The organism is Amycolatopsis sp. NPDC048633 (genome assembly GCF_040650695.1).
Lineage (GTDB): Bacteria > Actinomycetota > Actinomycetes > Mycobacteriales > Pseudonocardiaceae > Amycolatopsis.
In genome coordinates this window covers 120,061-142,475 of record NZ_JBEZHS010000018.1, presented here as the reverse complement: position 1 = coordinate 142,475, position 22,415 = coordinate 120,061, and the positions used below count along the sequence as shown (strand labels likewise).

Here is a 22,415-nt window from a genome sequence, read left to right as displayed (position 1 = left end):
GTGGATAAACTTGCGGCAACGCGGATCGGAGATGGGGACGTCGTGGGGCGAATCGGGCCGCGGGTGGGAACTCCGGCGAGCATGCGGGCGCTGAACCGGCGCTTGGTGCTGGAGCGGCTGCGCGGGCAGGGCGAAGCGACGCGACCGCAGATCGCGGCCGCGACAGGACTGTCGAAACCCACGGTCGGACAGGCGCTCCTCGATCTTGAGCAGCACGGATTGGTCCGGACCACTGGGCGCAGCGTGGCCGGCCCGGGCCGCGCGGCGGTCGTCTACCGGGCGGCACCGGACGCGGGGCACGTCGTCGGCGTCGACATCGGACGGCGGGCGATCCGGATCGCCGTGGCCGACCTGGAAGGCAGCATCGTCGCGCGGCTCGACGAGCCCAACCGGTGCCGCTCCGCGAGCGCTTTGGTGCGCACCGTAAGCGAATCCGTCGAACGGGCGGTGACCTCGGCCGGGCTGGCCCCGCACGACGTCGTCTCGACGGTGGTCGGCACGCCGGGCGTCCCCGACCCGGCGAGCGGAACGGTCCACCGCGCGCCGAACCTGCCGGGCTGGGAGCGGCGCGGGCTGCTGCCCGAACTGGTCGCGGCACTGGCCGGCGCGGGCTCGGACGTCGTGGTCGAGAACGACGCGAACCTCTGCGCGGTGGGCGAGCACGCGCTCGGGGCCGCGCTGGGGGTCGACGTCCTGGCGTGCCTCACGGTCGGCACGGGAATCGGCATGGGATTGCTGGTCGATGGCCGCCTGTTCCGGGGAGCCCACGGCGCGGCGGGCGAGATCGCGGACTTGCCGTTCGGCCCCCTCCCGGCTTCACCCGGAGCGCGTCGCCCTGGCCCGACGGAGACGGCGGCGGCGGGCCAGGCGGTGGTCTCGGCGGCCCGTTCGCTGGGACTGGCGGTGCGGTCGGCGAAGGACGTGTTCCGGTTGGCGCGTGCCGGGGACTCTCGGGCGCTGCGGGTGGTCGCGGAGGAAGCGGAGAAGCTCGCGTACGTGGTCGCGGCGGTGACGGCGGTGCTCGACCCGCGGCTGATCGTGCTGGGTGGCGGCATCGGCGGGAACGCGGACTTGCTGGCTTCGCCGATGCGGGAGGCGCTGGCCGCGACGGTGCCGGTGGTACCGGAGATCGTGGCGGGACAGCTGGGCGAGGACGCGGTACTCGCGGGCGCCATCGCGACGGCACTGGGCACGGCCCGGGAGCTGGTGTTCGACCGGCGGGGCTTGCAGCGCGCGACCAGTGGGGCTTAGTCCGGGGTTGCGGCCGGGTGGGGCTCAGTCCGAGGGACCCCGAAGGGTCAGCACCACCCGCAGCACGTGCTCGACCGCCGTCGGGAACGGGGCTCCCCTCAGCTCTCCCCGCTCCGCCAAGTTCTCCGACGCGAACTCCAGCACCCGCTCCGGCCCGCCCCTCCGCACCACGAGCGCCGCCAGGTCCTCGAGGTCCAGGTCCGGGTGGTCCAGGCGCGTCAAGGCGAACTCGATCATCAGCTCCTCCGACGTCATGTCCACCTCCTCACTCCATCCTAAGCACTTCGAGCTAACACTTGATCGAACAGACTTCGAGCCCCGATGTGGTGACGTACACACGACATCCGGACACACACAGCAGGCACGATTGGGCCGTTCGGCGAAGATTTCGGGCGATCGTGTACGGAACGCGAATACCCGGTAACCCGGACGAGCCGGTCAGTCATGATGTTGGACCCACCCGACGGCGGATCGGAGGCGACATGGCCCTGCACCGGCAACCCACGCGAACCAGGATCCGGCGCCCGCGCCACGCCCTCCCCGCCCGCTGGTGGCCGCCGGTCCTGGTGGCCGCCTCGGTCGCCGCCGTGGTTCCCGGCGACACCGTCGGGGGCCTGCTCGTGGGCACGAGCGTCCTCGTGACCTTGACCGCGCTCGCCGCGGCGCGGCGGGTGCTGGGCCACGCCGCCGTGCACGTCAACCTGATCCTCGCGCAGGAACTGGCCGGGACGCGCCTCGACGACTGATCTCGCGCTTCGCCGGCACTGTGACCTGGTTTACGTCGCTTACTGTACCGTCCAGACGGTATAGTAAGTCCCATGACCGCCATCCTGCCGACCCCGGGCCCCGTCCTGAGCCACCGCCGCCGCTGGGCCGCGCTGGGCGTGCTGGTCGGCGCGGTGCTGCTGCTCGCCGTCGACGGCACCGTGCTGTACCTCGCCGTGCCCTCGCTGACCCGCGAGCTCGCGCCGACCGCGACCGAGATCCTCTGGATCGGCGACGTCTACTCCCTCGCCCTGGCCGGCCTGCTGGTCACCGCCGGGAACCTCGCCGACCGCTTCGGCCGCAAGCGAGTCCTGCTCATCGGCACGGCCGCGTTCGGGCTGGCGTCCGCACTCGCCGCCTTCTCCCCCACCGCGGGCGTGCTCGTCGTGGCCCGCCTGCTGCTCGGGGTCGCGGGCGCGACGATCATGCCGTCGACGCTCTCGATCATCCGCACCCTGTTCGCCGACCCGCGCGAGCGCACCCGCGCCATCGCGATCTGGTCGGCCGGGTCCGGCGGCGGCATCGCGCTCGGCCCGCTCGTCGGCGGGGTGCTGCTGGAGCACTACTGGTGGGGCTCGGTGTTCCTGATCAACGTGCCGATCGTCATCGGCTTCCTGATCGCGGGCGCCCTGCTGCTGCCGGAGTCGCGCGATCCGCACCCCGGCCGCTTCGACCTGCTCTCGGCCGGGCTGTCGATGGCCGCGATCGTCCCGCTGGTCTACGCGGTCAAGCACGCCGTCAGCTCGGGGATCGACGCGCAGGTGGGTGTCACGGCCGCCGCCGGAGCCGTGTCCGGCATCCTGTTCGTGCGCCGTCAGCGACGGGCGGCGAACCCGCTGATCGACGTCACGCTGTTCCGCAACGCGGCGTTCAGCGGCGCCGTCCTCGCCAGCTTCGTCGCGGTGTTCGCGTTGATGGGCCTGCTGTTCTTCTTCTCCCAGTACCTGCAGCTCGTCCGTGGCTTCTCGCCGCTGCAAGCCGGGTTCGCGGAGATGCCGGCGACGCTGGCCTCGATCGTCGTCGTGGCCGCGGTCGGGGTGGTCGTCGCCCGGCTCGGCCGGGGCCGCGCCGTCGCGGTGGCTCTCGCCGTCGCCGCGCTGGGGCTCGCGCTGGTCGCGGTGGCCGAACGGGCGCCGCAGTACTGGTGGCTGGGCCTGACGCTGGTGCCGGTCGGGCTCGGCGTCGGTCTCGCGCTGACGCTCACCGTCGACTCGGTGCTGTCCGCCGTCCCGCGGGACAAAGCCGGCTCGGCGTCGGCGATCTCGGAGACGGCGTACGAACTCGGTGCGGCACTGGGCATCGCGATCCTCGGCTCGCTGGTCACCGTCGTCTACCGGGCGAACTTGCCGGCCGCGGCGCCCGGCGAGGTGCGCGACTCCCTCGCCGCCGCGGTGAACGTGCTCGACCCGGCGTCCGACCTCGCCCGCACCGCACGAGAAGCGTTCACCGGCGCGATGCAGGTGACGTCGCTCGCGGCGGCGGCCGTCACCGCCGTCGCCGCGGTGATCGCCTGGCGTACGATTCCGTCCGGAAAGGACTGAGCATGCCTCGCAAAGCCGGGCGCGGCCCGGAGGAAACGCGCCGGGCCCTGCTCGACGCGGCCGGGACCGTCATCCGCACCCGGGGGATCTCCGCGTCGCTCGACGACATCGCGAAGGCGGCCGGCGTGTCGAAAGGCGGGCTGCTGTACCACTTTCCCGCCAAGGACGCGCTGGTCCGCGCGCTCGCCCAGGACATCCTGGACACCTACCGCGCCGAGGTGCGAGCGGCACTGGACCCCGAAGACACGGCACCGGGGCGGCTGACCCGCGCGTACGTCCGCGCGTCGCTGGACACGTCCTACAACGAGATCGCGATCCGCGAGAACATCGCCTTGGTCGCCCAGCTGATCTCGATCCCCAAGATCGCCGAGCTCGCCCGCGCGGACGCCGAGCAGTGGAACGAGGAGCTGCGCGCCGACGGCCTCCCCGACCACGTGGTAACCCTGGTCATCGCGGCGGCCGACGGCGCCAGCACGGCGCCGCTGTGGGGGGTCGGCATCGAGGTGGCCGCCGCGCGGAGACTGGAACAGCAGCTCATCGACCTCACGCTGGACGCCTGACTCAGACGACGAGTCCCGCCAGCAGCACGTCGATCGCCTTGACCTGGGTGTCCGGGTCGCCGGCGGTCAACGTCATGCGCACGAACCGGGCGATGTCGTCGACCGTGATCCCGGCCCGCAGGCCCCCGGCGTCGCGCAGGCGGGTGGTGGCCGGCCCGACGACCGCGGCGATCAGGCCTTGGGCGTGGGCGTCGGACCGCGGGCCGGCGGCGGCGAGCCGGGCGAACGTCGCCATGTCGCGCTCGGTCAGGTCGCAGCCGCGGGTGAACACCGCCCGGAACGCGGCGCGCGGGTCGGCGTCGTCCGCCAGACGTTCCGCGTTTTCCCGCACCGAGGCGATCAGGTCGTCGAGCACCGCCTCGATCAGGTCGTCCTTCCCGGGGAAGTGCCGATACAGCGTCGTCGGGCCGACCCCGGCCCGGCGCGCGATCTCCTCCAGGCTGGCCTCGGAACCGTGCTCACCGAAGGCGTCCCGGGCGGCCGACACCAGCCGCTGCCGGTTCCGCAGCTGGTCCTTGCGCATGTGATCCACCCCTCCGAATGAAACGGTAGCGACACTACCGTTTTAGGGATACGCTGAAACGGCAGTGCCACTACCATATATCTCCGGAGGTCCGGCCATGACCGCGCTGGAGCAGCTGAACCGGAGCCACCACGTGCTCCTCACCACCTACCGCCGGGACGGCCGCCCGGTCCCGACGGTGCTCGGCGTCGCCGTAGACGAACTCGGACAGGTCTGCATGCTGACCAAACCCGCCACCGGCAAGGTCAAGCGGATCCGCGCCGGTTCGCGCGTCACCGTGACCCCGTGCGACGGCCGCGGCCGGATCGCCGACGGCGCCACGGGCGTCGACGGCACCGCCCGGCTGCTCGACGACGCCGGGACCCGCCGGGTCCGCCGGCTGATGACCCGGAAGTACCTCACCGCCCGGCTGGTGTTGTGGACCGACGGCTTGCGGCCGCGGAACCGGCGCTGGGTCGGCATCTCGGTCACCCTCTGTACGGAGCAGCGCCCGTAGATCATCCACAAAGGACCGTCGCGACCGCGCTCGCGATGGGCGTCGCCGGTGTCCTGACCCCGGACCGGCAGGTGCGGCTGATGGGGTTCACCGGCTCCCGGACCGCGCGCCACCTGCTGACGGTCAGCTCGCTCGCCGCCGTGAACACCGGCCTGCTCAACCTGCTCGGCGCCGCGAAGGGGTGGCCGGGCTTCCCCGCGTTCACCGTCCGCGCCCGGCTCCTGATGGGTGGCGGCCTGGTCGCCCTCGCCGGCGCGGTGGTGACCGCGGCAGCGCTCGGCCGCGAGCGGAAGCGCGCCGCCTGGCGTTTGTCAACCCGCAGTTAGTGTTGGTAAATCACCACTCCGACCGCCCTACGGAAGTCGGCTCCGGTTCCGGCGAACAACCGGTAAATTTTCGACAGCGCGCGCAAATCCGGCAAATCCCCGTCCCCCACGAGGAGTCTTCCGATGTCGAGGAAGTTCGCCCTGGCCGGCGCTGTCGCGCTGGCCCTGGCCGTGACGCCGATCGCCGCGGGCACCGCGTCCGCCGCTCCGGCCGGCACCCAGCAGGAAGCCGCCGTCACCACGGTCTACTACAGCACTGCCAGCGCACCGTCGTTCCGCTCGGTGATCAACGCCGGTGCCGCCAACTGGAACCGCAGCGTGACCAACGTCAGACTGGTCGAACGCAGCTCCGGCGCCAGCCTGCGCTACACCGAGGGCAACGACCCCCGGGGCTCCTACGCCTCGACCAACGGGCACGGCAGCGGCACCATCTTCATCGACTACACCCAGGCCCGCCAGTACAACCCGACGCGGATCGCGGCGCACGAGACCGGGCACGCCCTCGGGCTGCCCGACCACTACTCGGGCCCGTGCTCCGAACTGATGTCCGGCGGCGGCCCCGGCACGTCCTGCACCAACGCGGTGCCGAACGCGGCCGAGCGCAGCCGGGTGAACTCGCTGTGGGCCAACGGTCTCGCGGCGACGAACCAGCAGCAGGTCTTCGAAACGATCTACGGCTTCTGATCCAGTCGCACAGCGCGCCGGTGGCCCCCGTGGTCACCGGCGCGTTTCACGTCCGGGACGGCTCCAGGCGCCGGTGGCGAACCGGCCGACCCTGACCGGGACGAAATCGGTGATCATCCCGATGGCGTGGCGCGCCCGCGTCAATACGGTCAAACCATGCGAAAAGCACTCGTCGCCGGGCTCACCGGCGTCCTCCTGACCACCACGGCCGCAGCCGCCGCGGCCACTCCGGCCCGGCTCGGCCTGCCCGCGCCGACCGGCCCGTACGCCGTCGGAACCACCGATCTGCACCTCGTCGACCACGCCCGGCAGGATCCGTGGGTCGCGGGCACCACGCGGGAGCTGATGGTGACCGTCCGGTACCCGGCGCGGCCGGGCAGCGGCCCGAAAGCGCCGTACCTGACGCCGGGTGCCGCGAAGGTCGTGTCCGAAGAGGACGCGGCGCAGCTCGGCATTTCCGCGGACCGCCTGGACTACACGTTTCCCACGCACGCCCGCACCGGTGCTCCCGCCGCCGGCGGACGGCGCCCCGTCGTGCTCTACTCCCCCAGCGCCAAGTACCCGCGTTCGGTCGGCACCGCGCAGCTGGAGCAGCTCACGAGCGAGGGCTACGTGACGGTGGCGATCGACCACACCCACGAGTCGGCGGCGGTGGAGTTCCCCGGCGGCCGCGTCGAACGGCGGGTGCTGCCCCCGGGCACCGACGGCAAGCTGCTGATCGCCACCCGGGTGGCCGACACCCGGTTCGTCCTCGACGAGCTGAAGTCCCTGAAACTCCCGGCGGGGCTGTCCCTCGACCTGACCCGCATCGGCATGTTCGGCCATTCCGCGGGCGGGTTCACCACCGGCGAGACGATGGTGTCGGACCCTCGCATCGAGGCGGGCGCGGACCTCGACGGCAGCATGGCCTACTCCCAGTCGGCCCGCGACTTCGGCCGCGTCGCGAACGAAGGGCTCGACCGGCCGTTCCTGCTGCTGAGCGCGGGCGACCACAGCGCGGCGTCCGACGGTTCGTGGCAGGAGTTCCTGAGCCACCAGCGCGGCCCGGTCCGCGAGTACCGCCTCCCGGACGGTGAGCACTTCAGCTACACCGACTACCAGGCGCTCCTCCCCCAGCTCGGCCTGGACCCGGCGGCGATCGCGCCGTTCATCGGCACCGTGGACGCCGGGCAGAGCGTCTGCACGCAGCGCACGCAGCTCGGCGCGTTCTTCGCGCAGTACCTCCGGTGACGGACCGGTTCGTGGCGGCCACCCGGCCGCCACGAACCGGGGACGTCAGGTGAGCTGGAGGTAGTCGAGCTCGGCGTAGCCGGTGCCGCCGGCGAAGTACGGCGCGCCCTTGGCCAGCCGGATCGTGTTGTAGCCCGCGTGCAGGGTGACGCTCGTCGAGACGGCCGAGCCGAACTGGCCCCAGCCGGCGGTCGGCGGGTAGCTGACCGTCGACCAGCCGCCGCCGTTGTAGGCCAGGCCCTGGGTCGACGTCGCTCCCGTGCCGTTCGCGTAGCCGATGGTCATCGTGTAGGCGCGGGCGCTCGGGACGTTCACCACGAAGTCGAGGTAGCTGTCGCTGCGCGGGTCACCGCTGTTGTCGATGCGGCCGACGTAACCGCCGTTGGACGCACTGCCGCTGGAGAGCCGCTGTGCGCGGAACACCGACGCGTTCTCCGCCTCGTACCGCTGCTGGTAGGCGGGCACACCGCTGGTCGGCTCGACGACCAGGTGGTACGCGCTCGTCGCCGACATGTTCGGCACGGGCACGGTGATCTGCCCGTTCGCGACGGTGTAGGTCGACATCGACAGCACGGTCGGCGCGGTCACCGCGGTGAACCGGCCCGACGACGGCGTCGACTCCAGCGTGACGCGGACCGTGCCGCTGAGCCCGGTCACCCGCACCGAGTTGGTGCCCGCCTCGTCGCCGAACACGACGTCGACGCGCTTGCGGGTGGTGTCGTAGGAGGCGAACCCGTCCAGGCCGGACTGCGCGGGCGGCGTGGTGCTCACCATCGAGCCCGCCATGTCGCCGTACCACTTGTACAGCCACCACGTCCCGGTCGGCTGGGTGGTGTTGACGACCAGGCCGTTCACCGTCCCGTACTCGTACCAGAACGCCCGGTCGGCGGCCGCCACCCCGGCGCGTTCCAGCTTCGAGACGTAGTTCGCGACGCGCCCGGGTACGTCGACCTCGTCGGTCCACGCGTATTCGTTGATGAAGATCTGCCGCGGGCTGATGCCGAGCGACGACTCCAGCGAGCGGTACGCCGCGACGTCGGCCGCGATCGCCCCGCTGCTGTGGTTCAGCTCGTGCCAGATCACGAGGTCGGGCACGGTGTTCGTGGTCTTCGCGTTCGTCAGGAACGCCCGCATCCGCGTGGCGTCCCAGCCCGCGTAGCCGGGCCCCGCGACCGGGGTGAGGGTGTCGCGGGTCCGGATCCGCTGGACCGTGCGCGTCCACCCGGAGGTGAAGTCGCCCGCCTTGGCGGTGTCCCAGGTCCAGTCAGGCTCGTTCCAGATCTCCCACGCGGCCACGTTGCTCACCGAAGTGGCGGCCAGCCGCTTCGAGACCATGGTGTCCACTTTGGCCAGCCAGTCGTCCCAGCTCACCCACTTGTAGGGGAAGTCCGGGTAGATGTCCGGCATCCGGATCACCTGCGCGGCGCCGGCGCGGTCCGCCTGCGGCGCGATCTTCAGCGCGTCCCCGCCGGCCGGCTGGCCGTTCGGCTTCTGCCCGACGTCCGGCGGCGGCTGCGTGAGGGTGTTCAGCTTGAGGGGCAACAGCGTCGAATCCGCCGGCCGGTTGTTCTCGGCCAGCGCGTAGAGGCCGCCGGCGGCGGCGTGCGTGACCGGCCGGAACGGCGCCGCGGCGTTCACCACGAGGGTGTGCCCGGCGGCTTGCGCCGGAACCACCACCGTGAGGGCGGTGAGAACGGCGACCGCGAGCGGGAGAGTGCGTCGTGACATCGGTACCTCGATCCTGACGGGGGACGGGGTCACTCCGTGGTGGCGACCGGGATCCAGACCCGCATCGGGCCGGGAGTCCGGTTGCCCCACAGGAAGTACGGGATCGCGGTCAGCTCGACCGGTTCGCCGGGAGCACTGGCGCCGGCGCCGTACAGCTCGTCCGACGCGGGCGCCTCGACGAAGCCCCGCGCGGTGAGGGTCACCGGCACGTCCGGCAGCTCCCCCTCGGCGAGCCGCGCCGCCGGGTCGATCCGCACGTCTTCCAGCGTGACGCCGTCGGGCAGGTCGGCCTGCTCCAAGCAGTACACGAGCGGCCCGCGCGTCACGGCGACGCAGCCGCGCACGGCGTCGATCCGCGGGTGGGGCCGCACGACGCGGGCGGGCATCGGCAGCTCCAGGGTCACCGTGGCGCCCGCGGACCAGTCGCGGCGCACCTCGGCGTAGCCGTCGCGGACGTCGGCGGGCGCGCCGTCGACCAGCGCGCCGGACGCCCAGGCCGGGACGCGCAGGGCCAGCATGAGCGCGGCGTCCGTCGTCACGGTCAGCTCGATCCGGCCGTCCCACGGGTATCCGGTGCGCGTGACGACGTGGACGTCGGCACCGTCCACAGTGGTCCGCAGCGAACCGGCGGCGTACAGGTGCACCTGGAGGCCGCCCTGGTCGGTGGTCGCCACGTACCCGGACAGCGACGCGACCAGCCGGGCGAGGTTGGGCGGGCAGCAGGCGCACGAGTACCACGGCAGCCGCCGCGACGGCGCGTCCTCGTGCGAGCCGTCGTGACCGGTGCGCAGGTGCAGCGGGTTGGAGTAGAAGAAGTGCGCGCCGTCGAGCGCGGTCGAGCCGGCGATCACGTTGTACAGCGCCCGTTCCATCTCGTCGGCGTACCGGCCCTCGCCGGTGGCCAGCAACAACCGCCAGTTGCCCTGGAAGCTCGCGATCGCCGCGCAGGTCTCGCCGTACGCGCGGTCGGGCGGCAGCTCGTACGGGTCGCCGAACGCCTCGTCGCGGTGCCGGGAGCCCTGGGCACCGGTCAGGTAGGTCTTCGCGCCGAACGCGTCGGCCCACAGGCGGCGGGCCGCGTCCAGCAGCTCCTCGTCGCGAGTCTCGACGGCGACGTCCACGACGCCGGCGAGCAGGTACAGCTGGCGCACGACGTGCCCGGCGACCTCGTCCGCCGCCCGTACCGGCACGTGGTCCTGCAGGTACCGCGGGCCGAACCGCTCACCGTTGGGCAGGCCGTGCCCGCGCAGGTCGAGGAACCGCCGTGCCATCTCCAGGTAGGGCCGGTGTCCGGTCACCCGGTAGAGCTCGACCAGCGCGGTCTCGATCTCCGGGTGTCCGTCGACGTCGTCCACGGTCGAAAACCGGTCCACGATCAGGTCCGCGAAGCGCCGGGCGACCGTGACGAGCTCCGAGCCCACCCCGGCCCGCGCGGCGGCGACGGCAGCCTGGATCAGGTGGCCCGCGCAGTACAGCTCGTGGCTCCAATGCAGCTCCCGCCACCGCAGCTCGGGCTTGTCGACGGCGAAGTACGAGTTCAGGTAGCCGTCCTCCCCCTGCGCCTTCGCCACCAGCGCGGCGGTGGTGTCGAGGAACGCGCGCAGCTCGGCGTCGTCCGGGGTCCGGCCGAGCTGCCAGGCGGCGGCTTCGAGGGTCTTGTAGACGTCGGAGTCGGCGAACCACATGTTCCGGTGGCCGCCGTCGACCTCGCCGGTGACGCGCCGGAGGTTGTCCAGGGCGCCCGCGGCGTCGAGCTTGCCGGCGCAGTGCGGCAAGGTCCGGGTCGCGTTGCGCTCCTGCCAGTCGCCGAGCGGGCTGCCCGGCGCGAAGGTGACGGCGCCGAGGAACAGCGGCCACAGGATGGACGTCGCGGCGGACGTGGGGTGGGCGGGGCCGAGGACGCGTTCGGTCATCGAGTGCTCCTGTCACAGCCTTGAATTTCTCAGCCCTTGAGGGCTCCCGAGGTGAAGCCGCGGACGTAGTACCGCTGCAGGACGAGGAAGACAGCCACGCACGGCAGGGCGGAGACCACCACTCCCGCTTGCAGGGCCCCGAAGTCGACCGAGCCGAGGCTGCCGGACTGGAGGTTGAACAGGGCGACCGGCAGCGTGAACTTCTCGCCGTCGGTGAGGAAGATCAGCGGCGCGACGAACTCGTTCCACGCGGCCAGGAAAGAAAACAGCGCGATGGTGACGACGCCCGGGAGGACCCCGCGCAGCAGCACCCGCCGCAGCGCGCCGCCGACCGAGCAGCCGTCGATCAGCGCCGCCTCCTCGAGCTCGATCGGCAGCGCTTCGAAGGAGTTGCGCATCATGAACAGCCCGAACGGCAGCTGGAGCACGGCCATCACCAGGCCCAGCCCGATCAGCGAGTTCTGCAGGCCGAGCCAGCCGAGCAGGATGTAGAGCGGCACCAGGATCGTCGTGTAGGGCACCATCAGGATGGCCAGCGTCACCAGGAACAGCACGTTGCGCCCGGGGAAGGCGAGCCGGGCCATGGCGTACCCGCCGAGCGTGGTCGTCACGACGGTGACGACCACCGCGACGAGCGCGACCACGGTTGTGTTGAGCAGGTAGGTGCCGAGGCCGGTGCCGTACTCGGCGAGCCGCCGGTAGTTGTCGGTCCCGGAGTCGCCGGCCTCCCGCCCGGTGAGGGACGAGTAGAGCGTCCACAGCAACGGTAGCAGGAACAACACGGCCAGCGCCGCGCTCGTGACGTACCGGCCCACGCCCCGGATCACCGGCCCTCCCGGCGGATCAGGCGCAGCTGGGCGACGTTGAGGACGACCAGCACGGCGAGCGTCGCGACCGACACCGCGGCGGCCCGGCCCAGGTCCTGCGACAGGAACGCTTCGCGGTAGATGTCGATGACGACCGTGGCGGTGTCGTGCCGGCCGCCGGTGAGGATGAAGAACTGGTCGAACGCCAGCAGCGAGCCGGTCAGCGACAGCACCGCCGCGAGCGCGAGCGTCGGGCGCAGCAGCGGGAGCGTCACCCGCCACAGGATCTGCCACCGGGTGGCGCCGTCGATGCGCGCGGCCTCGTACAGCGCCGGGTCGATGCTCTGCAGGCCGGTCAGCAGGATGAGCATGTAGAACCCGGCGAACCGCCAGGTGATCATCCCGACGGTCGAGCCGAGCGCGCCGCCGCCCGAGCCGAGCCAGTCCACGCGGCCGAAGCCGAGGAAGCCGACCAGGTGGTTGAGGGCGGACGAGTCCGTGTTGAACAGCCCGTAGAACAGCAGGCTGGTCGACGCGAGCCCGACCGCGCTGGGCAGGAAGAACACCGTGCGGGCCACGCCGGTGCCGGGCCGGTCGTGCTGGACCAGCAGCGCCAGCCCGAAGGCGACGACGCCGAGCACCACGGTCGTGACCAGCGTGTACTTGACGGTGAACCAGACCGCGCGCAGGAACAGCGGGTCGCTCAGCGCGTCGTAGTTCTCGACTCCGTTGGGCGCCGAGACGCCGACCAGCGGCCAGTGGTTGACCGACATCCACAGCATCAACCCGAGCGGGATCACGAAGAAGACGGCGACCAGCACGGCCATCGGCGTGGTGTAGGCGATCCCCAACCGGCGCCGGTTCCGGGCGATCGAGCCGCGGCGGCGGGGCGCCGGTGCCGAGGCCTCCGGCGCCGGCACCCGCGAAGACACCAGCGACACCATCGTCAGCTGCCGCCGGCGAGGGACTCGGTGACGGCCGCGTTGTGCTGCTTCAGGGTCGAGCCGACGTCACCACCGCCGAACACCGCGTCGATCACCGTCGCGGTCCAGGGACCGTTGGTGTCGTTGAACGTCTTGCCGAAGTTGACCGAGATCGGCGTCTGTCCCTGGCCGGCGAGCCGGTTGAACACGCCGAGCCGCGGGTCCTGCTTCGCGTAGGTGTTGTCGGCGAGGTCGGCGCGGACGGTGATGTTCTTGCTCTTCGCCACGACGTCGACCTGGGCGTGGTCGGACAGCGTCCAGGCGATGAAGTCCCACGCGGCCGCGGCGTGCCGGCTGTTGCTGCCGATGCCGACGACGTCCCCGCCGACGAACGACGAGCTGCCGCCGGTCAGGCCGGGGATCGGCGCGACGCCGACCTGCAGGTCCGGCCCTTCTTTGATGCCCTGCAACGCGGTCGCGCCCATCGGCTGGATGCCGATCTTGCCGTCCACGAACGGCTGCGTCCACGTCGGCCCGGACTCGTTCTTGGCCGACGTCGGCACGACGCCCTCGGTGTAGAGCTGCCTCAGCAGCGAGTAGACCTGGGCGGCCTGGGGGCTGTCGAGCGTGGCCGCGGTGCCCTGGTCGTTGAGCACCGTGCCGCCGGAGGCCCAGATCATCGGCCAGCTGGTGAACAGCTGACAGCCCGGGCAGGCACCGCCGAAGAAGTAGCCCTTGACGTCCCCGCCGAGCGCGGCGATCTTGCGGGCGGCCGCGGCCAGCTCGTCCAAAGTGGACGGCGGTTTCGCGGGATCGAGGCCGGCGCGGGTGAACAGGACCTTGTTGTAGAACACCGCGGACAGGTCGATGTCGTGCGGGACCGCGTAGTGCTTGTTCTCGTGGGTGGCCGCCTTCATGTGCGCCGGGGCGAGGGAACCCTTGAACGACAGCTGGTTCACGCGGTCGGTGAGGTCGAGGAACAGGCCTTTCGCCGCGTAGTTCGGCGCGTAGACGACGTCGGCGGCGAGCAGGTCCGGCAGCTGCCGGGCGCCCGCGGCGGTACCGACCTTCTGCTGGTAGGAGTCGGCCGGGAAGACGGTCAGCTTCACCTTGTTCTTGTGGCTCGCGTTGTAGGCGTCGATCAGCGTCTGGCTGAAGGTGGCCGTCGGCGACCGGGTCCACATGGTGATCGTGGTGCCGTCGTCCACCCCGGCGGTGTCCCCCGCCGCCGGCCCGGACGGCCCGCTCTGGCAGGCCGCGAGGACGAGCACGCCCGCAAGGGCGGCCACGACCCGCCCGGCCCTGGTTCGGATGTGCGAAGTCATCGACTCTCCTAACGGGAGGCCGCCGCCTGTGGACGTCGAGGAGCGCAGTGAGGCGATTTCCAGGAAAACTAGGAAACCGGTTGCCGAACCAAGTTAGGCTCTTCCTCACCGGGCCGTCAAGCGCCGTTTGCACCACTGCGTCGGCGTTGCTGGTGGTCGTCGATCGAGGCCGGAGGTACTGTGCCACCATGCCCCCGAGGAAACTTTCGGAAACTCCCGGAAACGTCGCCAAGCCGGCCACGATCAGCGAGGTCGCACTGCTGGCCGGCGTCTCGGTCGGCACCGCGTCCAAGGCGCTCAACGGCCGCGGGTCGCTGCGCCCGGAGACCCGCCAGCGCGTGCTGTCCGCCGCCGAACAGCTGGGCTTCCAGCCCAACCGGGCCGCCGTCACCCTCAACTCGGGCCGCACCTACACCGTCGGCATGATCACCACCGACACGATCGGCCGGTTCAGCATCCCGCTGATGATGGGCGCGGAGGACGCGCTGGGCGCCGGCGAGATGTCGGTCTTCCTGTGCGACGCCCGCGACGACCCGATCCGCGAGCAGTACTACCTGCGCACGCTGCTGTCGCGCCGGGTCGACGGCATCATCGTCACCGGCCGCCGCACCCAGGCCCGACCGCCGATCGGCGCGGCCCTGCCCATCCCCGTCGTGTACGCGTTCATCAGCTCGGCCGACCCGCACGACTGTTCCGTGGTGCCGGACGAGGCGGGCGGCGCCCGCAAGGCCGTCGAGCACCTCCTGGCCACCGGACGGCGTCGCGTCGCCCACGTCACCGGCCCCGAGCACCACCATTCGGCGACAGTGCGCGCTTCGGCCGCCACCGAGCGGCTGGGGGAAGCCGGACTCGAACTCGTCGGCGCGCCGATGTTCGGCGAGTGGAGCGAGGCGTGGGGCCGCCAGGCGGTCCGGATGCTGCTCGGCGCGAACGCCCCCTTCGACGCGGTGTTCTGCGGCAGCGACCAGATCGCCCGCGGCGTCGCCGACGCGCTGCAGGCGGCCGGGCGTCGCGTGCCCGAGGACGTCGCGCTGGTCGGCTTCGACAACTGGGACGTCATGGCGCTGGCCTGCCAGCCGCCGCTGACGAGCGTCGACATGGAACTGGAGGCGCTCGGGCGGACCGCCGCCGACCTGCTGCTGGCCGCGATCAACGGCGCACCATCTCCAGGCCGGCACACGCGGCCGTGCCGGCTGGTGATCCGGGACTCGACCGCGTAGGTCACCGCCGGGTCCACTGCTGGTTGGCCCCGCCGCCGCAGGCCCAGAGGATGGTCTTCGTGCCGTTGGCGGTCCCGGCGCCGCTCGCGTCCAGGCAAAGCCCGGACAGCGCGTTGGTGATCGTGCCGTTCGCGTTCAGGGTCCACTGCTGGTTGCGCTGGCCGTTGCAGTCCCAGATGACGACGGCGGTGCCGTTCGCCGTGCCGTTGTTGTACGCGTCCAAGCACTTCGTGCCGTTGACCACGAGCTGCCCGCGCGCCGGTGCCCACGTCTGGTTGGGGCCGGCGGCGCAGTCCCACAACTGCGTCTGGACACCGTTGGCGATGCTGTTGTCGTCGACGTCGAGGCACCGGTTCGACTGCGTGCCGGCCACCTGGACGCCGTTGCTGCCCGGCAAGGGCAGGATCGCGACGTCGGTCAGCTGCGGCGAGGTGCCGGTGAACGCCAGGGAGTTCGTCCCCTTGCCCAGGGAAACCACGGCGGAGACGGTCTTGGCCACTCCCCCGGTCGCCGGGAAGGCCACGACGGTCGGCTGCTGGCCGTTGACCGCGAGGGCAGGCGTCCGGGTGGTCGTCGCACTGTAGGTGAAGGTCGCGACGGCCAGACCCGTTGCGGCCGCGGTGATCCCGGTGAGCTTCGTGCCGTAGTGCGCCGAGGCGGCGTCGGTCCCTTGAACGGTCAGGAGCACCGAGTCATTGGCCGGGACGCTCACGCTGTAGCCGGTGGCGAAGGCGCCGTTGTCCTTAGCCGCCCAGAGATTGCGCACCTTCGCCGACGCCGCCGTCAGGCCGAGATCGGCCCAGCGCGCGGTCATCGTCGCGGCCGACGACGTCCGGTTGAGCAGCAGCACCGCGCGTTTCCCTTCGCCGGCAAGAACCTTGCCGTAGACCTGGAGGCCGGCGGCGTCCTCGGCGACCTTCACCCCTTGCAGGCCACGCGGATCCTGGTCGACGGCGATCACCTCGCGATTCTTCAAGACCGCCGCCGTCTCCGCGCTCATCGTCGCGAGGTTGTTGCCCGCCAGCAGCGGCGCGCCGGAGACCGCCCACATGCCCAGCTCGGTCCGGCCCTGGGCGGCGGTCAGCCCGGGCATCCCGACGGTGAGCATGTCGGGGTCGTTGACGTACCCGGTGTGCTGCGAGACGGGGTGCTGCGCCTGGTCGAAGTTGGTCAGCGCCTGCGGGAGGGTCGCCGTCTGGCCGTAGTAGATGATGTCCGTGCTGGTGCGCCACATCGGGGCCGTGCCCCGCGCCCCAGTTCCACGGGTTCTTCTTGCCCCAGTCGCAGATCGAGAGGACGAGCGAGCGGCCCGTCTGCGCGGTCGCGGCGCGGTTGGCGTCGCTGATGGCGCGGTAGGTGCTCGCCGGGTCGAGGCCCTCGGCGTCGCCGCCGCACCAGTCCACCTTGACGAAGTCGAAGCCCCAGCGCTGGAACTGCAGCATGTCCTGCAGGTAGTGGCCTTCGCTCCCGGAGCCGGGCGCCGCGGGCCGGCCGGTCGGGAAGTAGTAGCCGCAGCCGTCGCGCCCGGCGTCGGTGTAGATGCCGGCCTTCAACCCCTTGCCGTGCAGGTAGTCCGCGATCGCCTTCATCCCGCCGGGCCATTCGGTCTGGTCGACAGTGATGTTGCCCGCGCTGTCGCGGGTTCCCTGCCACCAGCCTTCGTCGATGTTGACGTAGCTGTAGCCGGCGTCCTTCAGGCCGGACGACACCAGTGCGTCGGCTTGCGTCTTGATGACGTTGTAGTCGATCTTCGCGGCGAAGGAGTTCCATGAGGCCCAGCCCATCGCTGGAGCCGGTCCCGCGGTTTCCGCGGCGCTCGCGGTTTCTGCTCCCAGGAGCGTTCCGGCGATCAGGAGGAGCGCGGACATCGCTTGGCGCAGCTTCATGGCTTTGCTCCTCGCCGCCTATGTTAACGTGAACATTTCTGGCTACGGCTGAATTGTTGACCTCTTACGGGTTCCGCGTCAACCCCCTGGGCTGGGTTCTACTGATACGGCTTCGCCGGGGCGTGGGAAATCGGCGCTTCGTGTTGTTGCTTGCCGCTCGGTGCGGGAGCGCCGATTCCCCACGCAACGGTGCCCCTGCCGCGCCGCCGCTTCCACCTGATCGTGTGATGCCCATGCGTTCGACCGTCGGTAATCTTGTTGCGTGGACAGCGAAACGGTGTGGAAAGCGGATGCGGTGGCCTTGGCCGATCGCATCTCTGCGCTGCTCACTGTTGTGCGGTCTGCCGAGGCGGAGATCGGTTCTCTGCTCGTCGAAATCGAGTCCCGCGGTGTCATGGAACTCTTCGGATACCGCTCTGTGGCGCGGCTTTTCGAACACCTCGCCGATGTTCCCAAGTCCGCCGCCGAGGCGGTAGTCAAACGAGCTCGAGCCCTCACACCCGGCCGCAACCTCGACGGCACTCCCATCCCCGCGGTAGCTCCCGCCACCGGTCTCGCCGCCGCGGACGGCCGGTTGAGCACCCCGATGATCGACACCATCGTTGGTGTAGTGACTCAACTTTCGCCCGAGCACCGCGACGAGGCCGAGCAACACATGCTGACCTTCGCCTCGGATGCCGGGCACAAACAGGTCGCCGCGTTGGGCGCACGCATCGTGGCCCACCTCGATCCCGACGGCACCGAACCCGACGAGACTGAACCGGCCACCCCCACCCGCGAACTGTCGTTGCGCCGCAAGAGAACCGGGGTGTGGGAGCTGAGCGGCCGCTTCGACGACGAGACCGGCATGCGCGCCAGCGCCCTGCTCGATACGCTGGCCCAGCGCCGCGCCACCGACGAGGGCCCAGATCTCCGCTCGCCCCAGGAACGCTACGGCGATGCCTTCTCCGACGCCATCGACCTCGCGCTCAACACCCCGGACCTGCCGATGCAGGCCGGCGAACGAGCCCACGTGATGATCGCGGTCTCATTGGAAGACCTGAAGTCCGGCATCGGCCGGGCCATCCTCGGCGACACCGGCACCATCTCCGCGGCCGAAGCGCGGATCCACGCCTGCGACTGCAAACTCATCCCCGCCGTGTTGGGCGAGAAGAGCGAACCCCTGGACCTCGGCCGCCAAAGCCGGTTGGTCACCCCCGGAATCCGCCGCGCCCTCTACCTACGCGACCGCGGTTGTGCCTTCCCCGGCTGCCACCGCCCACCGCGCCATTGTCAGGGTCACCACATCCGCCACTGGGCTGATGGCGGCCCGACCGAGCTGGGCAATCTGGTCCTGATGTGCGCTCATCACCATCGGCTGTTGCATCGTTCGGGTTGGCAGGTCCGCATCGCTGCCGACGGTCTGCCGGAGTTCTTGCCGCCGGTGTTCCTGGACAGGCGCCGAAAACCCAGGCGCAACAACCTCCACCAACCCTTGCCCTTCGCAGCCTGAGCATGGGAAAGGCCCGCAGCCACCGGCTACGGGCCTACACCCACGCCCAAACACAGCCCACAACAGCTAAGCCGAACCCCGAGAGTCGGCGGGCGTCACGAGACCCGCTCAACTCCAGGTCAGGAACCGGTAGTGCAACCCGGTCGACGACTCCTGCCACTCCCCCACGGAATCCGGCTCACGGCCCACCTCCGGTGCCCGCGTGTCGCCGTCGAAGGTCTCGCGGATCTCCGTCACCACGATCCGGTCCGCGAACGGCAGCGCCGCCCGGTACACCGCCGCGCCGCCGATCACCCACCCGTCGCCGGACACCGCGGCGAGCGCGTCCGGCAAAGCCGTGAACGTCTCCACGCCCTCCTGCGGCGTCTGCGACAGCACCAGGTTGCGCCGGCCGGGCAGCGGCCGGAACCGCGGCGGCAGCGACTCCCACGTACGGCGTCCCATCAGGACGGTCGCGCCCGCGGTCAGCGTGCGGAAGTGCTTCAGGTCCTCCGGCAGGTGCCACGGCAGTGTGCCGTCGCGGCCGATGATGCCGTTCGCCGACTGCGCCCAGACCAGTCCGATCACACCGCCACCGGGGCCTTGATGCCCGGGTGCGGGTCGTAGCCGTCGAGCGCGATGTCGTCGTAGGCGTAGTCGAACAGGCTGCCCGCCGGCTTCAGGCCCAGCGTCGGGAACGGCCGCGCGTCGCGAGCCAGCTGCTTGCGGACCTGCTCTTCGTGGTTGTCGTAGATGTGACAGTCGCCGCCGGTCCAGATGAAGTCGCCGACGCCGAGACCCACCTGCGAAGCGATCATGTGCGTCAGCAGCGCGTAGCTGGCGATGTTGAACGGCACGCCGAGGAACAGGTCCGCGCTGCGCTGGTACAGCTGGCAGGACAGCTCACCGTCGGCGACGTAGAACTGGAAGAACGCGTGGCACGGCGGCAGCGCCATCTGCGGGATCTCCCCGACGTTCCACGCCGACACGATGATCCGCCGTGAGTCCGGGTTCTCGCGCAGCGTGCGCAGGACCTCGGCGATCTGGTCCACGTGCCCGCCGTCCGGCGTCGGCCACGACCGCCACTGGACGCCGTAGACCGGGCCGAGGTCGCCGTCCGGCGCCGCCCACTCGTCCCAGATCGTCACGCCGTTGTCCTGGAGCCACTGGACGTTGCCGTCGCCGCGCAGGAACCACAGCAGCTCGTACGCGACCGAGCGGAAGTGGACCTTTTTCGTGGTGATCAGCGGGAAGCCGTCGGCCAGGCGGTAGCGCAGCTGGTGTCCGAAGATCGACCGCGTGCCCGTGCCGGTGCGGTCGGCCTTGCGGGCTCCCGTGTCGAGAACGTGGCGGAGCAGGTCTTCGTACTGCGTGTCGGGCATGCCCGCGAGCCTAGACGAGCCGCTCCAGGTAGGCCCGCAGCATCGCCTTCAGCTGGTCGAGCAGCGCGGCGGCACCGCCGGGATCCGCGCGGAACGCCTCCTGGATCACGGCGTCGGCGGCCAGGAACGCGGTGCGGCACGCCATCGCGGCCGCTTCGTCGTCGCGGAGCAGGCCCTGCGCGACGAGCACGCGGTGCACTCCCGCGGCCATCACACGCTTGTGGGCGACGTCGGCTTCCCGCGTCGCCGCGGTCAGCCCGCGGCCCAGCCACAGGGCGCGGAACCCCGGTTCGGCGCGGTAGAGCGCGGCGAACGCGTCGACGAGCAGGCCCACCGGGTCGTCCCAGGTCTCCTTCGCTGCCTGGTCGGCGAAGGACGTCATCAGGTCTTCGAGCCGGGTCAGGTAGCCGTCGGCCAGGGCTTCGGTGATGGCGTCGCGGTCCGGCAGGTACTGGTAGAGCGTCCCGACCGAGACGCCGGCCGCGGCGGCGACCCGGGTCGTCGTCAGCGCCTCGACGCCCTCCTCGGCGAGCAGCCGGTCGGCGGCCTCCAGCACCCGGGCCAGCTTCTCCCGGGCCCGGGCCTGACGCGGTACTCGCCGCTGCATGCCGCTCCAAACCTGAACGTGACTTTGTTTCGCATTTATTCTAGCCTCGGACCATGGCAGTGGGAAGTTCCGTACTCGAGGACGCGCGGCGGGCGGTGGCCCGCGCGAGCAACGGCCTCGCCGGCGAGGGCCTGCTGATCGGCACGGCGGGCAACGTGAGCGTCCGGACCGGCGAACACGTGGCGGTGACCGCGACGGGAGTCGTGCTGGGCGCGGCCACGCCGGACGACGTGACCGTCGTCGACCTCGACGGCACGGTCGTCGCCGGGGACCTGGAGCCGACCTCGGAGCTGGAGCTGCACCTGGGGATCTACCGGCGCTACGACGCGGGCGCGGTGGTGCACACGCACTCACCGCAGGCCACCGCGGTGTCGCTGGTGCTCGACGAGCTGCCCTGCGTGCACTACCAGCAGCTCGCACTGGGCGGCTCGGTCCGGGTGGCGCCGTTCGCCGTCTTCGGGTCCGCGGAGCTGGCCGCGAGCACCCTCGCGGCGCTCGACGGCAAGGCGGCGGCGCTGCTGGCCAACCACGGCGCGATCGTCCACGGCCCGACGCTGGAGGCGGCGATGGACAACGCGCTGCTGCTGGAGTGGGCGTGCGGCCTGTACGTCCGCGCGGCCGCGTTCGGCGCGCCGCGCGTGCTGGACGACCTGCAGCAGGAAGCCGTCGTGACCGCCGCCGTGCAGCGCGGGTACGGCCGGACCCGGCGAATCGAGGACCGGTGACGCAGACGATCGTGACGCTGGGGGCGCACGTGTTCGACGTGCAGGTCCGGCCGGTCGAGGCCATCCCGGAGGGCCAGGGCGCGGCGCTGGTCGAGCAGATCCGGTTCGGCCCGGCGGGCACGGCCGCGGGCACGGCGGTGACGCTGGCCAAGCTCGGCGCCCGGGTCCGGTCGGCGGGCGCGGTCGGCGACGACCCCATCGGCGACCTGCTGCTGGCGATGCTCGCCCGGTACGGCGTCGACACGTCGCTGGTGCTGCGTCGCGCGGGCGTGCAGACGTCGGCGTCGGTGCTGCCGATCCGCGCGGACGGCAGCCGGCCCGCGTTCCACGTGCCGGGCGCGAACCTGGACTACGAGCCGTCAGAGGCTCCGGTCACTGAAATTTCAGCTGCGACTCACCTGCACCTCGGCGGGCCGGAGCTGATGGGCGGCGAGAAGGCGGCGGCGATCCTGGCGCCGGCGTGCGCTGCCGGTGTCGTGACGTCGGCCGATCTGCTGGCGCCCGGCGACCCGGGAGTACTCGCCTGGCTCGACCCCGCGCTGTCCTCTTTGGACTACCTGCTGCCGAACGAAGAGCAGCTGCTGGGGTTGACGAGCGCGGTCTCGGCGGAGGACGGCGCCCGCGCACTGCTGGAGCGCGGGGTCGGCTGCGTCGCGGTCACCCGGGGTGCACGAGGAGCACTGGTGGTGACGGCGGAGTCGACGATCGCGGTACCGGCGTTCGAGGCCCCGGTGGTCGACACGACCGGCTGCGGCGACGCGTTCTCGGCGGGCTTCCTGCGGGGCGTGGGTCTGGGTCGCTCGCTGCGGGAGGCGGCGGTGCTGGGCTGCGCGGCGGCCGGTCTGGTGGCCCAGGGGCTGGGCAGCGACCACGGCGAGTTCGACCTGGCAACGGCTGACGCCTTCGCGGCGGCCACGCCGGTGCTCCCGACACACTGATCCCCAGCGCCCCAATGTGGCCTTCGGTGCGTTCAACGCACCGAAGGGCCCCTTGGGTGCGTTCAACGCAACCAAGGCCACATTGGGGCGCTTGCCCCTCGCCGCCTCGCAATCC

23 protein-coding genes and 1 pseudogene are annotated in these 22,415 nt (G+C 71.4%); 12 read left to right on the top strand and 12 right to left on the bottom strand.

The features are described 5' to 3' along the window. Positions 1-81 precede the first annotated feature (81 nt). On the top strand, positions 82-1,251 hold the full coding sequence (locus AB0C38_RS28845; protein WP_360679125.1) for an ROK family protein: 1,170 nt from the start codon (positions 82-84) through the stop codon (positions 1,249-1,251). A gap of 24 nt (positions 1,252-1,275) precedes the next feature. On the opposite strand, the gene AB0C38_RS28840 is transcribed toward AB0C38_RS28845, so the two are convergent. Continuing rightward, positions 1,276-1,506 carry a hypothetical protein gene (locus AB0C38_RS28840; RefSeq protein ID WP_360679027.1) on the bottom strand — a complete coding sequence of 77 codons (231 nt, stop codon included), beginning with the start codon at positions 1,504-1,506 and terminating at the stop codon, positions 1,276-1,278. Between the two features lie 227 nt (positions 1,507-1,733). On the opposite strand from AB0C38_RS28840, the gene AB0C38_RS28835 reads away from it, so the two are divergent. The 3 genes from AB0C38_RS28835 (at position 1,734) to AB0C38_RS28825 (ending at position 4,117) form a co-directional block, all read left to right on the top strand. Beyond that, positions 1,734-1,997: a hypothetical protein gene (locus tag AB0C38_RS28835; protein ID WP_360679025.1), complete on the top strand. Its 264-nt coding sequence runs from the start codon at positions 1,734-1,736 to the stop codon at positions 1,995-1,997. Between the two features lie 72 nt (positions 1,998-2,069). Beyond that, positions 2,070-3,557, top strand: a complete 1,488-nt coding sequence (locus AB0C38_RS28830; RefSeq protein WP_360679023.1) for an MFS transporter — start codon at positions 2,070-2,072, stop codon at positions 3,555-3,557. 2 nt (positions 3,558-3,559) lie between these two features. Next, a complete protein-coding gene (locus AB0C38_RS28825) occupies positions 3,560-4,117 on the top strand; it encodes a TetR/AcrR family transcriptional regulator (RefSeq protein ID WP_360679020.1) in 558 nt (185 codons plus the stop codon). 1 nt (position 4,118) lies between these two features. On the opposite strand, the gene AB0C38_RS28820 is transcribed toward AB0C38_RS28825, so the two are convergent. Next, positions 4,119-4,640, bottom strand: a complete 522-nt coding sequence (locus tag AB0C38_RS28820; RefSeq protein WP_360679018.1) for a helix-turn-helix domain-containing protein — start codon at positions 4,638-4,640, stop codon at positions 4,119-4,121. A 97-nt stretch (positions 4,641-4,737) separates the two neighbouring features. Between AB0C38_RS28820 and AB0C38_RS28815 the strand changes: the two genes are divergently transcribed. The 4 genes from AB0C38_RS28815 to AB0C38_RS28800 all read left to right on the top strand — a co-directional run bounded on the left by AB0C38_RS28815 (position 4,738) and on the right by AB0C38_RS28800 (position 7,376). Next, positions 4,738-5,136 (top strand): PPOX class F420-dependent oxidoreductase, encoded by a 399-nt coding sequence (locus AB0C38_RS28815; RefSeq protein ID WP_360679015.1) that lies wholly within the window; start codon positions 4,738-4,740, stop codon positions 5,134-5,136. 35 nt (positions 5,137-5,171) lie between these two features. After that, positions 5,172-5,462, top strand: a complete 291-nt coding sequence (locus tag AB0C38_RS28810) for a hypothetical protein (RefSeq protein WP_360679012.1) — start codon at positions 5,172-5,174, stop codon at positions 5,460-5,462. Positions 5,463-5,585: 123 nt separating this feature from the next. Further along, complete coding sequence (locus AB0C38_RS28805; RefSeq protein ID WP_360679010.1) at positions 5,586-6,146, top strand: snapalysin family zinc-dependent metalloprotease; 561 nt, start codon at positions 5,586-5,588, stop codon at positions 6,144-6,146. 156 nt (positions 6,147-6,302) lie between these two features. Then, positions 6,303-7,376: an alpha/beta hydrolase gene (locus AB0C38_RS28800; RefSeq protein ID WP_360679007.1), complete on the top strand. Its 1,074-nt coding sequence runs from the start codon at positions 6,303-6,305 to the stop codon at positions 7,374-7,376. 45 nt (positions 7,377-7,421) lie between these two features. Here the strand turns inward: AB0C38_RS28800 and AB0C38_RS28795 are convergent, their stop codons facing one another. The 5 genes from AB0C38_RS28795 to AB0C38_RS28775 are packed head-to-tail and all read right to left on the bottom strand — an operon-like array spanning position 7,422 to position 14,071. Then, positions 7,422-9,104, bottom strand: coding sequence for a CBM35 domain-containing protein (locus AB0C38_RS28795; RefSeq protein ID WP_360679004.1), 1,683 nt, complete (start codon positions 9,102-9,104; stop codon positions 7,422-7,424). A 29-nt stretch (positions 9,105-9,133) separates the two neighbouring features. Next, complete coding sequence (locus tag AB0C38_RS28790; protein ID WP_360679001.1) at positions 9,134-11,017, bottom strand: beta-L-arabinofuranosidase domain-containing protein; 1,884 nt, start codon at positions 11,015-11,017, stop codon at positions 9,134-9,136. Positions 11,018-11,046: 29 nt separating this feature from the next. Continuing rightward, positions 11,047-11,844 carry a carbohydrate ABC transporter permease gene (locus tag AB0C38_RS28785; RefSeq protein WP_360678998.1) on the bottom strand — a complete coding sequence of 266 codons (798 nt, stop codon included), beginning with the start codon at positions 11,842-11,844 and terminating at the stop codon, positions 11,047-11,049. Then, positions 11,841-12,755 carry a sugar ABC transporter permease gene (locus tag AB0C38_RS28780; RefSeq protein ID WP_360678995.1) on the bottom strand — a complete coding sequence of 305 codons (915 nt, stop codon included), beginning with the start codon at positions 12,753-12,755 and terminating at the stop codon, positions 11,841-11,843. Before AB0C38_RS28780 ends, AB0C38_RS28785 begins: the two co-directional genes overlap by 4 nt. Positions 12,756-12,769: 14 nt before the next feature. Then, positions 12,770-14,071, bottom strand: coding sequence for a sugar ABC transporter substrate-binding protein (locus AB0C38_RS28775; protein ID WP_360678993.1), 1,302 nt, complete (start codon positions 14,069-14,071; stop codon positions 12,770-12,772). A 188-nt stretch (positions 14,072-14,259) separates the two neighbouring features. On the opposite strand from AB0C38_RS28775, the gene AB0C38_RS28770 reads away from it, so the two are divergent. Then, a complete protein-coding gene (locus AB0C38_RS28770; protein ID WP_360678990.1) occupies positions 14,260-15,291 on the top strand; it encodes a LacI family DNA-binding transcriptional regulator in 1,032 nt (343 codons plus the stop codon). A 1-nt stretch (position 15,292) separates the two neighbouring features. On the opposite strand, the gene AB0C38_RS28765 is transcribed toward AB0C38_RS28770, so the two are convergent. Together AB0C38_RS28765 and AB0C38_RS28760 are read right to left on the bottom strand one after the other, a co-directional pair. After that, on the bottom strand, positions 15,293-16,525 hold the full coding sequence (locus tag AB0C38_RS28765) for a ricin-type beta-trefoil lectin domain protein (RefSeq protein ID WP_360678987.1): 1,233 nt from the start codon (positions 16,523-16,525) through the stop codon (positions 15,293-15,295). Positions 16,526-16,622: 97 nt separating this feature from the next. After that, a pseudogene (locus tag AB0C38_RS28760) lies at positions 16,623-17,075 on the bottom strand (glycoside hydrolase family 27 protein); the annotation flags it as partial. Positions 17,076-17,439: 364 nt separating this feature from the next. Between AB0C38_RS28760 and AB0C38_RS28755 the strand changes: the two are divergent. Continuing rightward, entirely contained in the window at positions 17,440-18,669 is a 1,230-nt protein-coding gene (locus AB0C38_RS28755) for a DUF222 domain-containing protein (protein ID WP_360678984.1), read from the top strand. A gap of 108 nt (positions 18,670-18,777) precedes the next feature. On the opposite strand, the gene AB0C38_RS28750 is transcribed toward AB0C38_RS28755, so the two are convergent. From AB0C38_RS28750 to AB0C38_RS28740, 3 genes are read right to left on the bottom strand one after another with little or no spacing between them, the layout of a single operon-like run. Continuing rightward, complete coding sequence (locus AB0C38_RS28750) at positions 18,778-19,236, bottom strand: dihydrofolate reductase (RefSeq protein ID WP_360678981.1); 459 nt, start codon at positions 19,234-19,236, stop codon at positions 18,778-18,780. Then, positions 19,233-20,030, bottom strand: a complete 798-nt coding sequence (locus AB0C38_RS28745) for a thymidylate synthase (RefSeq protein WP_360678978.1) — start codon at positions 20,028-20,030, stop codon at positions 19,233-19,235. The genes AB0C38_RS28750 and AB0C38_RS28745 overlap by 4 nt, the downstream gene beginning before the upstream one ends. Positions 20,031-20,040: 10 nt before the next feature. Beyond that, the gene (locus AB0C38_RS28740) at positions 20,041-20,637 is read right to left on the bottom strand and encodes a TetR/AcrR family transcriptional regulator (RefSeq protein ID WP_360678976.1); all 597 of its coding nucleotides are present in this window, start codon (positions 20,635-20,637) and stop codon (positions 20,041-20,043) included. A 53-nt stretch (positions 20,638-20,690) separates the two neighbouring features. On the opposite strand from AB0C38_RS28740, the gene AB0C38_RS28735 reads away from it, so the two are divergent. Both AB0C38_RS28735 and AB0C38_RS28730 read left to right on the top strand, forming a co-directional pair. After that, positions 20,691-21,362, top strand: a complete 672-nt coding sequence (locus tag AB0C38_RS28735) for a class II aldolase/adducin family protein (RefSeq protein WP_360678972.1) — start codon at positions 20,691-20,693, stop codon at positions 21,360-21,362. After that, complete coding sequence (locus tag AB0C38_RS28730) at positions 21,359-22,300, top strand: sugar kinase (protein ID WP_360678969.1); 942 nt, start codon at positions 21,359-21,361, stop codon at positions 22,298-22,300. Before AB0C38_RS28735 ends, AB0C38_RS28730 begins: the two co-directional genes overlap by 4 nt. The last annotated feature ends 115 nt before the right edge of the window (positions 22,301-22,415 follow it).

What these genes read in the sequence shown, in the direction of transcription:
- AB0C38_RS28845 (WP_360679125.1), top strand. Translation starts at nt 82, where the DNA reads ATGCGGGCGCTGAACCGGCGCTTGGTGCTGGAGCGGCTGCGCGGGCAG.
- AB0C38_RS28840 (WP_360679027.1), bottom strand. Translation starts at nt 1,506, where the DNA reads ATGACGTCGGAGGAGCTGATGATCGAGTTCGCCTTGACGCGCCTGGAC.
- AB0C38_RS28835 (WP_360679025.1), top strand. Translation starts at nt 1,734, where the DNA reads ATGGCCCTGCACCGGCAACCCACGCGAACCAGGATCCGGCGCCCGCGC.
- AB0C38_RS28830 (WP_360679023.1), top strand. Translation starts at nt 2,070, where the DNA reads ATGACCGCCATCCTGCCGACCCCGGGCCCCGTCCTGAGCCACCGCCGC.
- AB0C38_RS28825 (WP_360679020.1), top strand. Translation starts at nt 3,560, where the DNA reads ATGCCTCGCAAAGCCGGGCGCGGCCCGGAGGAAACGCGCCGGGCCCTG.
- AB0C38_RS28820 (WP_360679018.1), bottom strand. Translation starts at nt 4,640, where the DNA reads ATGCGCAAGGACCAGCTGCGGAACCGGCAGCGGCTGGTGTCGGCCGCC.
- AB0C38_RS28815 (WP_360679015.1), top strand. Translation starts at nt 4,738, where the DNA reads ATGACCGCGCTGGAGCAGCTGAACCGGAGCCACCACGTGCTCCTCACC.
- AB0C38_RS28810 (WP_360679012.1), top strand. Translation starts at nt 5,172, where the DNA reads ATGGGCGTCGCCGGTGTCCTGACCCCGGACCGGCAGGTGCGGCTGATG.
- AB0C38_RS28805 (WP_360679010.1), top strand. Translation starts at nt 5,586, where the DNA reads ATGTCGAGGAAGTTCGCCCTGGCCGGCGCTGTCGCGCTGGCCCTGGCC.
- AB0C38_RS28800 (WP_360679007.1), top strand. Translation starts at nt 6,303, where the DNA reads ATGCGAAAAGCACTCGTCGCCGGGCTCACCGGCGTCCTCCTGACCACC.
- AB0C38_RS28795 (WP_360679004.1), bottom strand. Translation starts at nt 9,104, where the DNA reads ATGTCACGACGCACTCTCCCGCTCGCGGTCGCCGTTCTCACCGCCCTC.
- AB0C38_RS28790 (WP_360679001.1), bottom strand. Translation starts at nt 11,017, where the DNA reads ATGACCGAACGCGTCCTCGGCCCCGCCCACCCCACGTCCGCCGCGACG.
- AB0C38_RS28775 (WP_360678993.1), bottom strand. Translation starts at nt 14,071, where the DNA reads ATGACTTCGCACATCCGAACCAGGGCCGGGCGGGTCGTGGCCGCCCTT.
- AB0C38_RS28770 (WP_360678990.1), top strand. Translation starts at nt 14,260, where the DNA reads ATGCCCCCGAGGAAACTTTCGGAAACTCCCGGAAACGTCGCCAAGCCG.
- AB0C38_RS28765 (WP_360678987.1), bottom strand. Translation starts at nt 16,525, where the DNA reads ATGTGGCGCACCAGCACGGACATCATCTACTACGGCCAGACGGCGACC.
- AB0C38_RS28745 (WP_360678978.1), bottom strand. Translation starts at nt 20,030, where the DNA reads ATGCCCGACACGCAGTACGAAGACCTGCTCCGCCACGTTCTCGACACG.
- AB0C38_RS28740 (WP_360678976.1), bottom strand. Translation starts at nt 20,637, where the DNA reads ATGCAGCGGCGAGTACCGCGTCAGGCCCGGGCCCGGGAGAAGCTGGCC.
- AB0C38_RS28735 (WP_360678972.1), top strand. Translation starts at nt 20,691, where the DNA reads ATGGCAGTGGGAAGTTCCGTACTCGAGGACGCGCGGCGGGCGGTGGCC.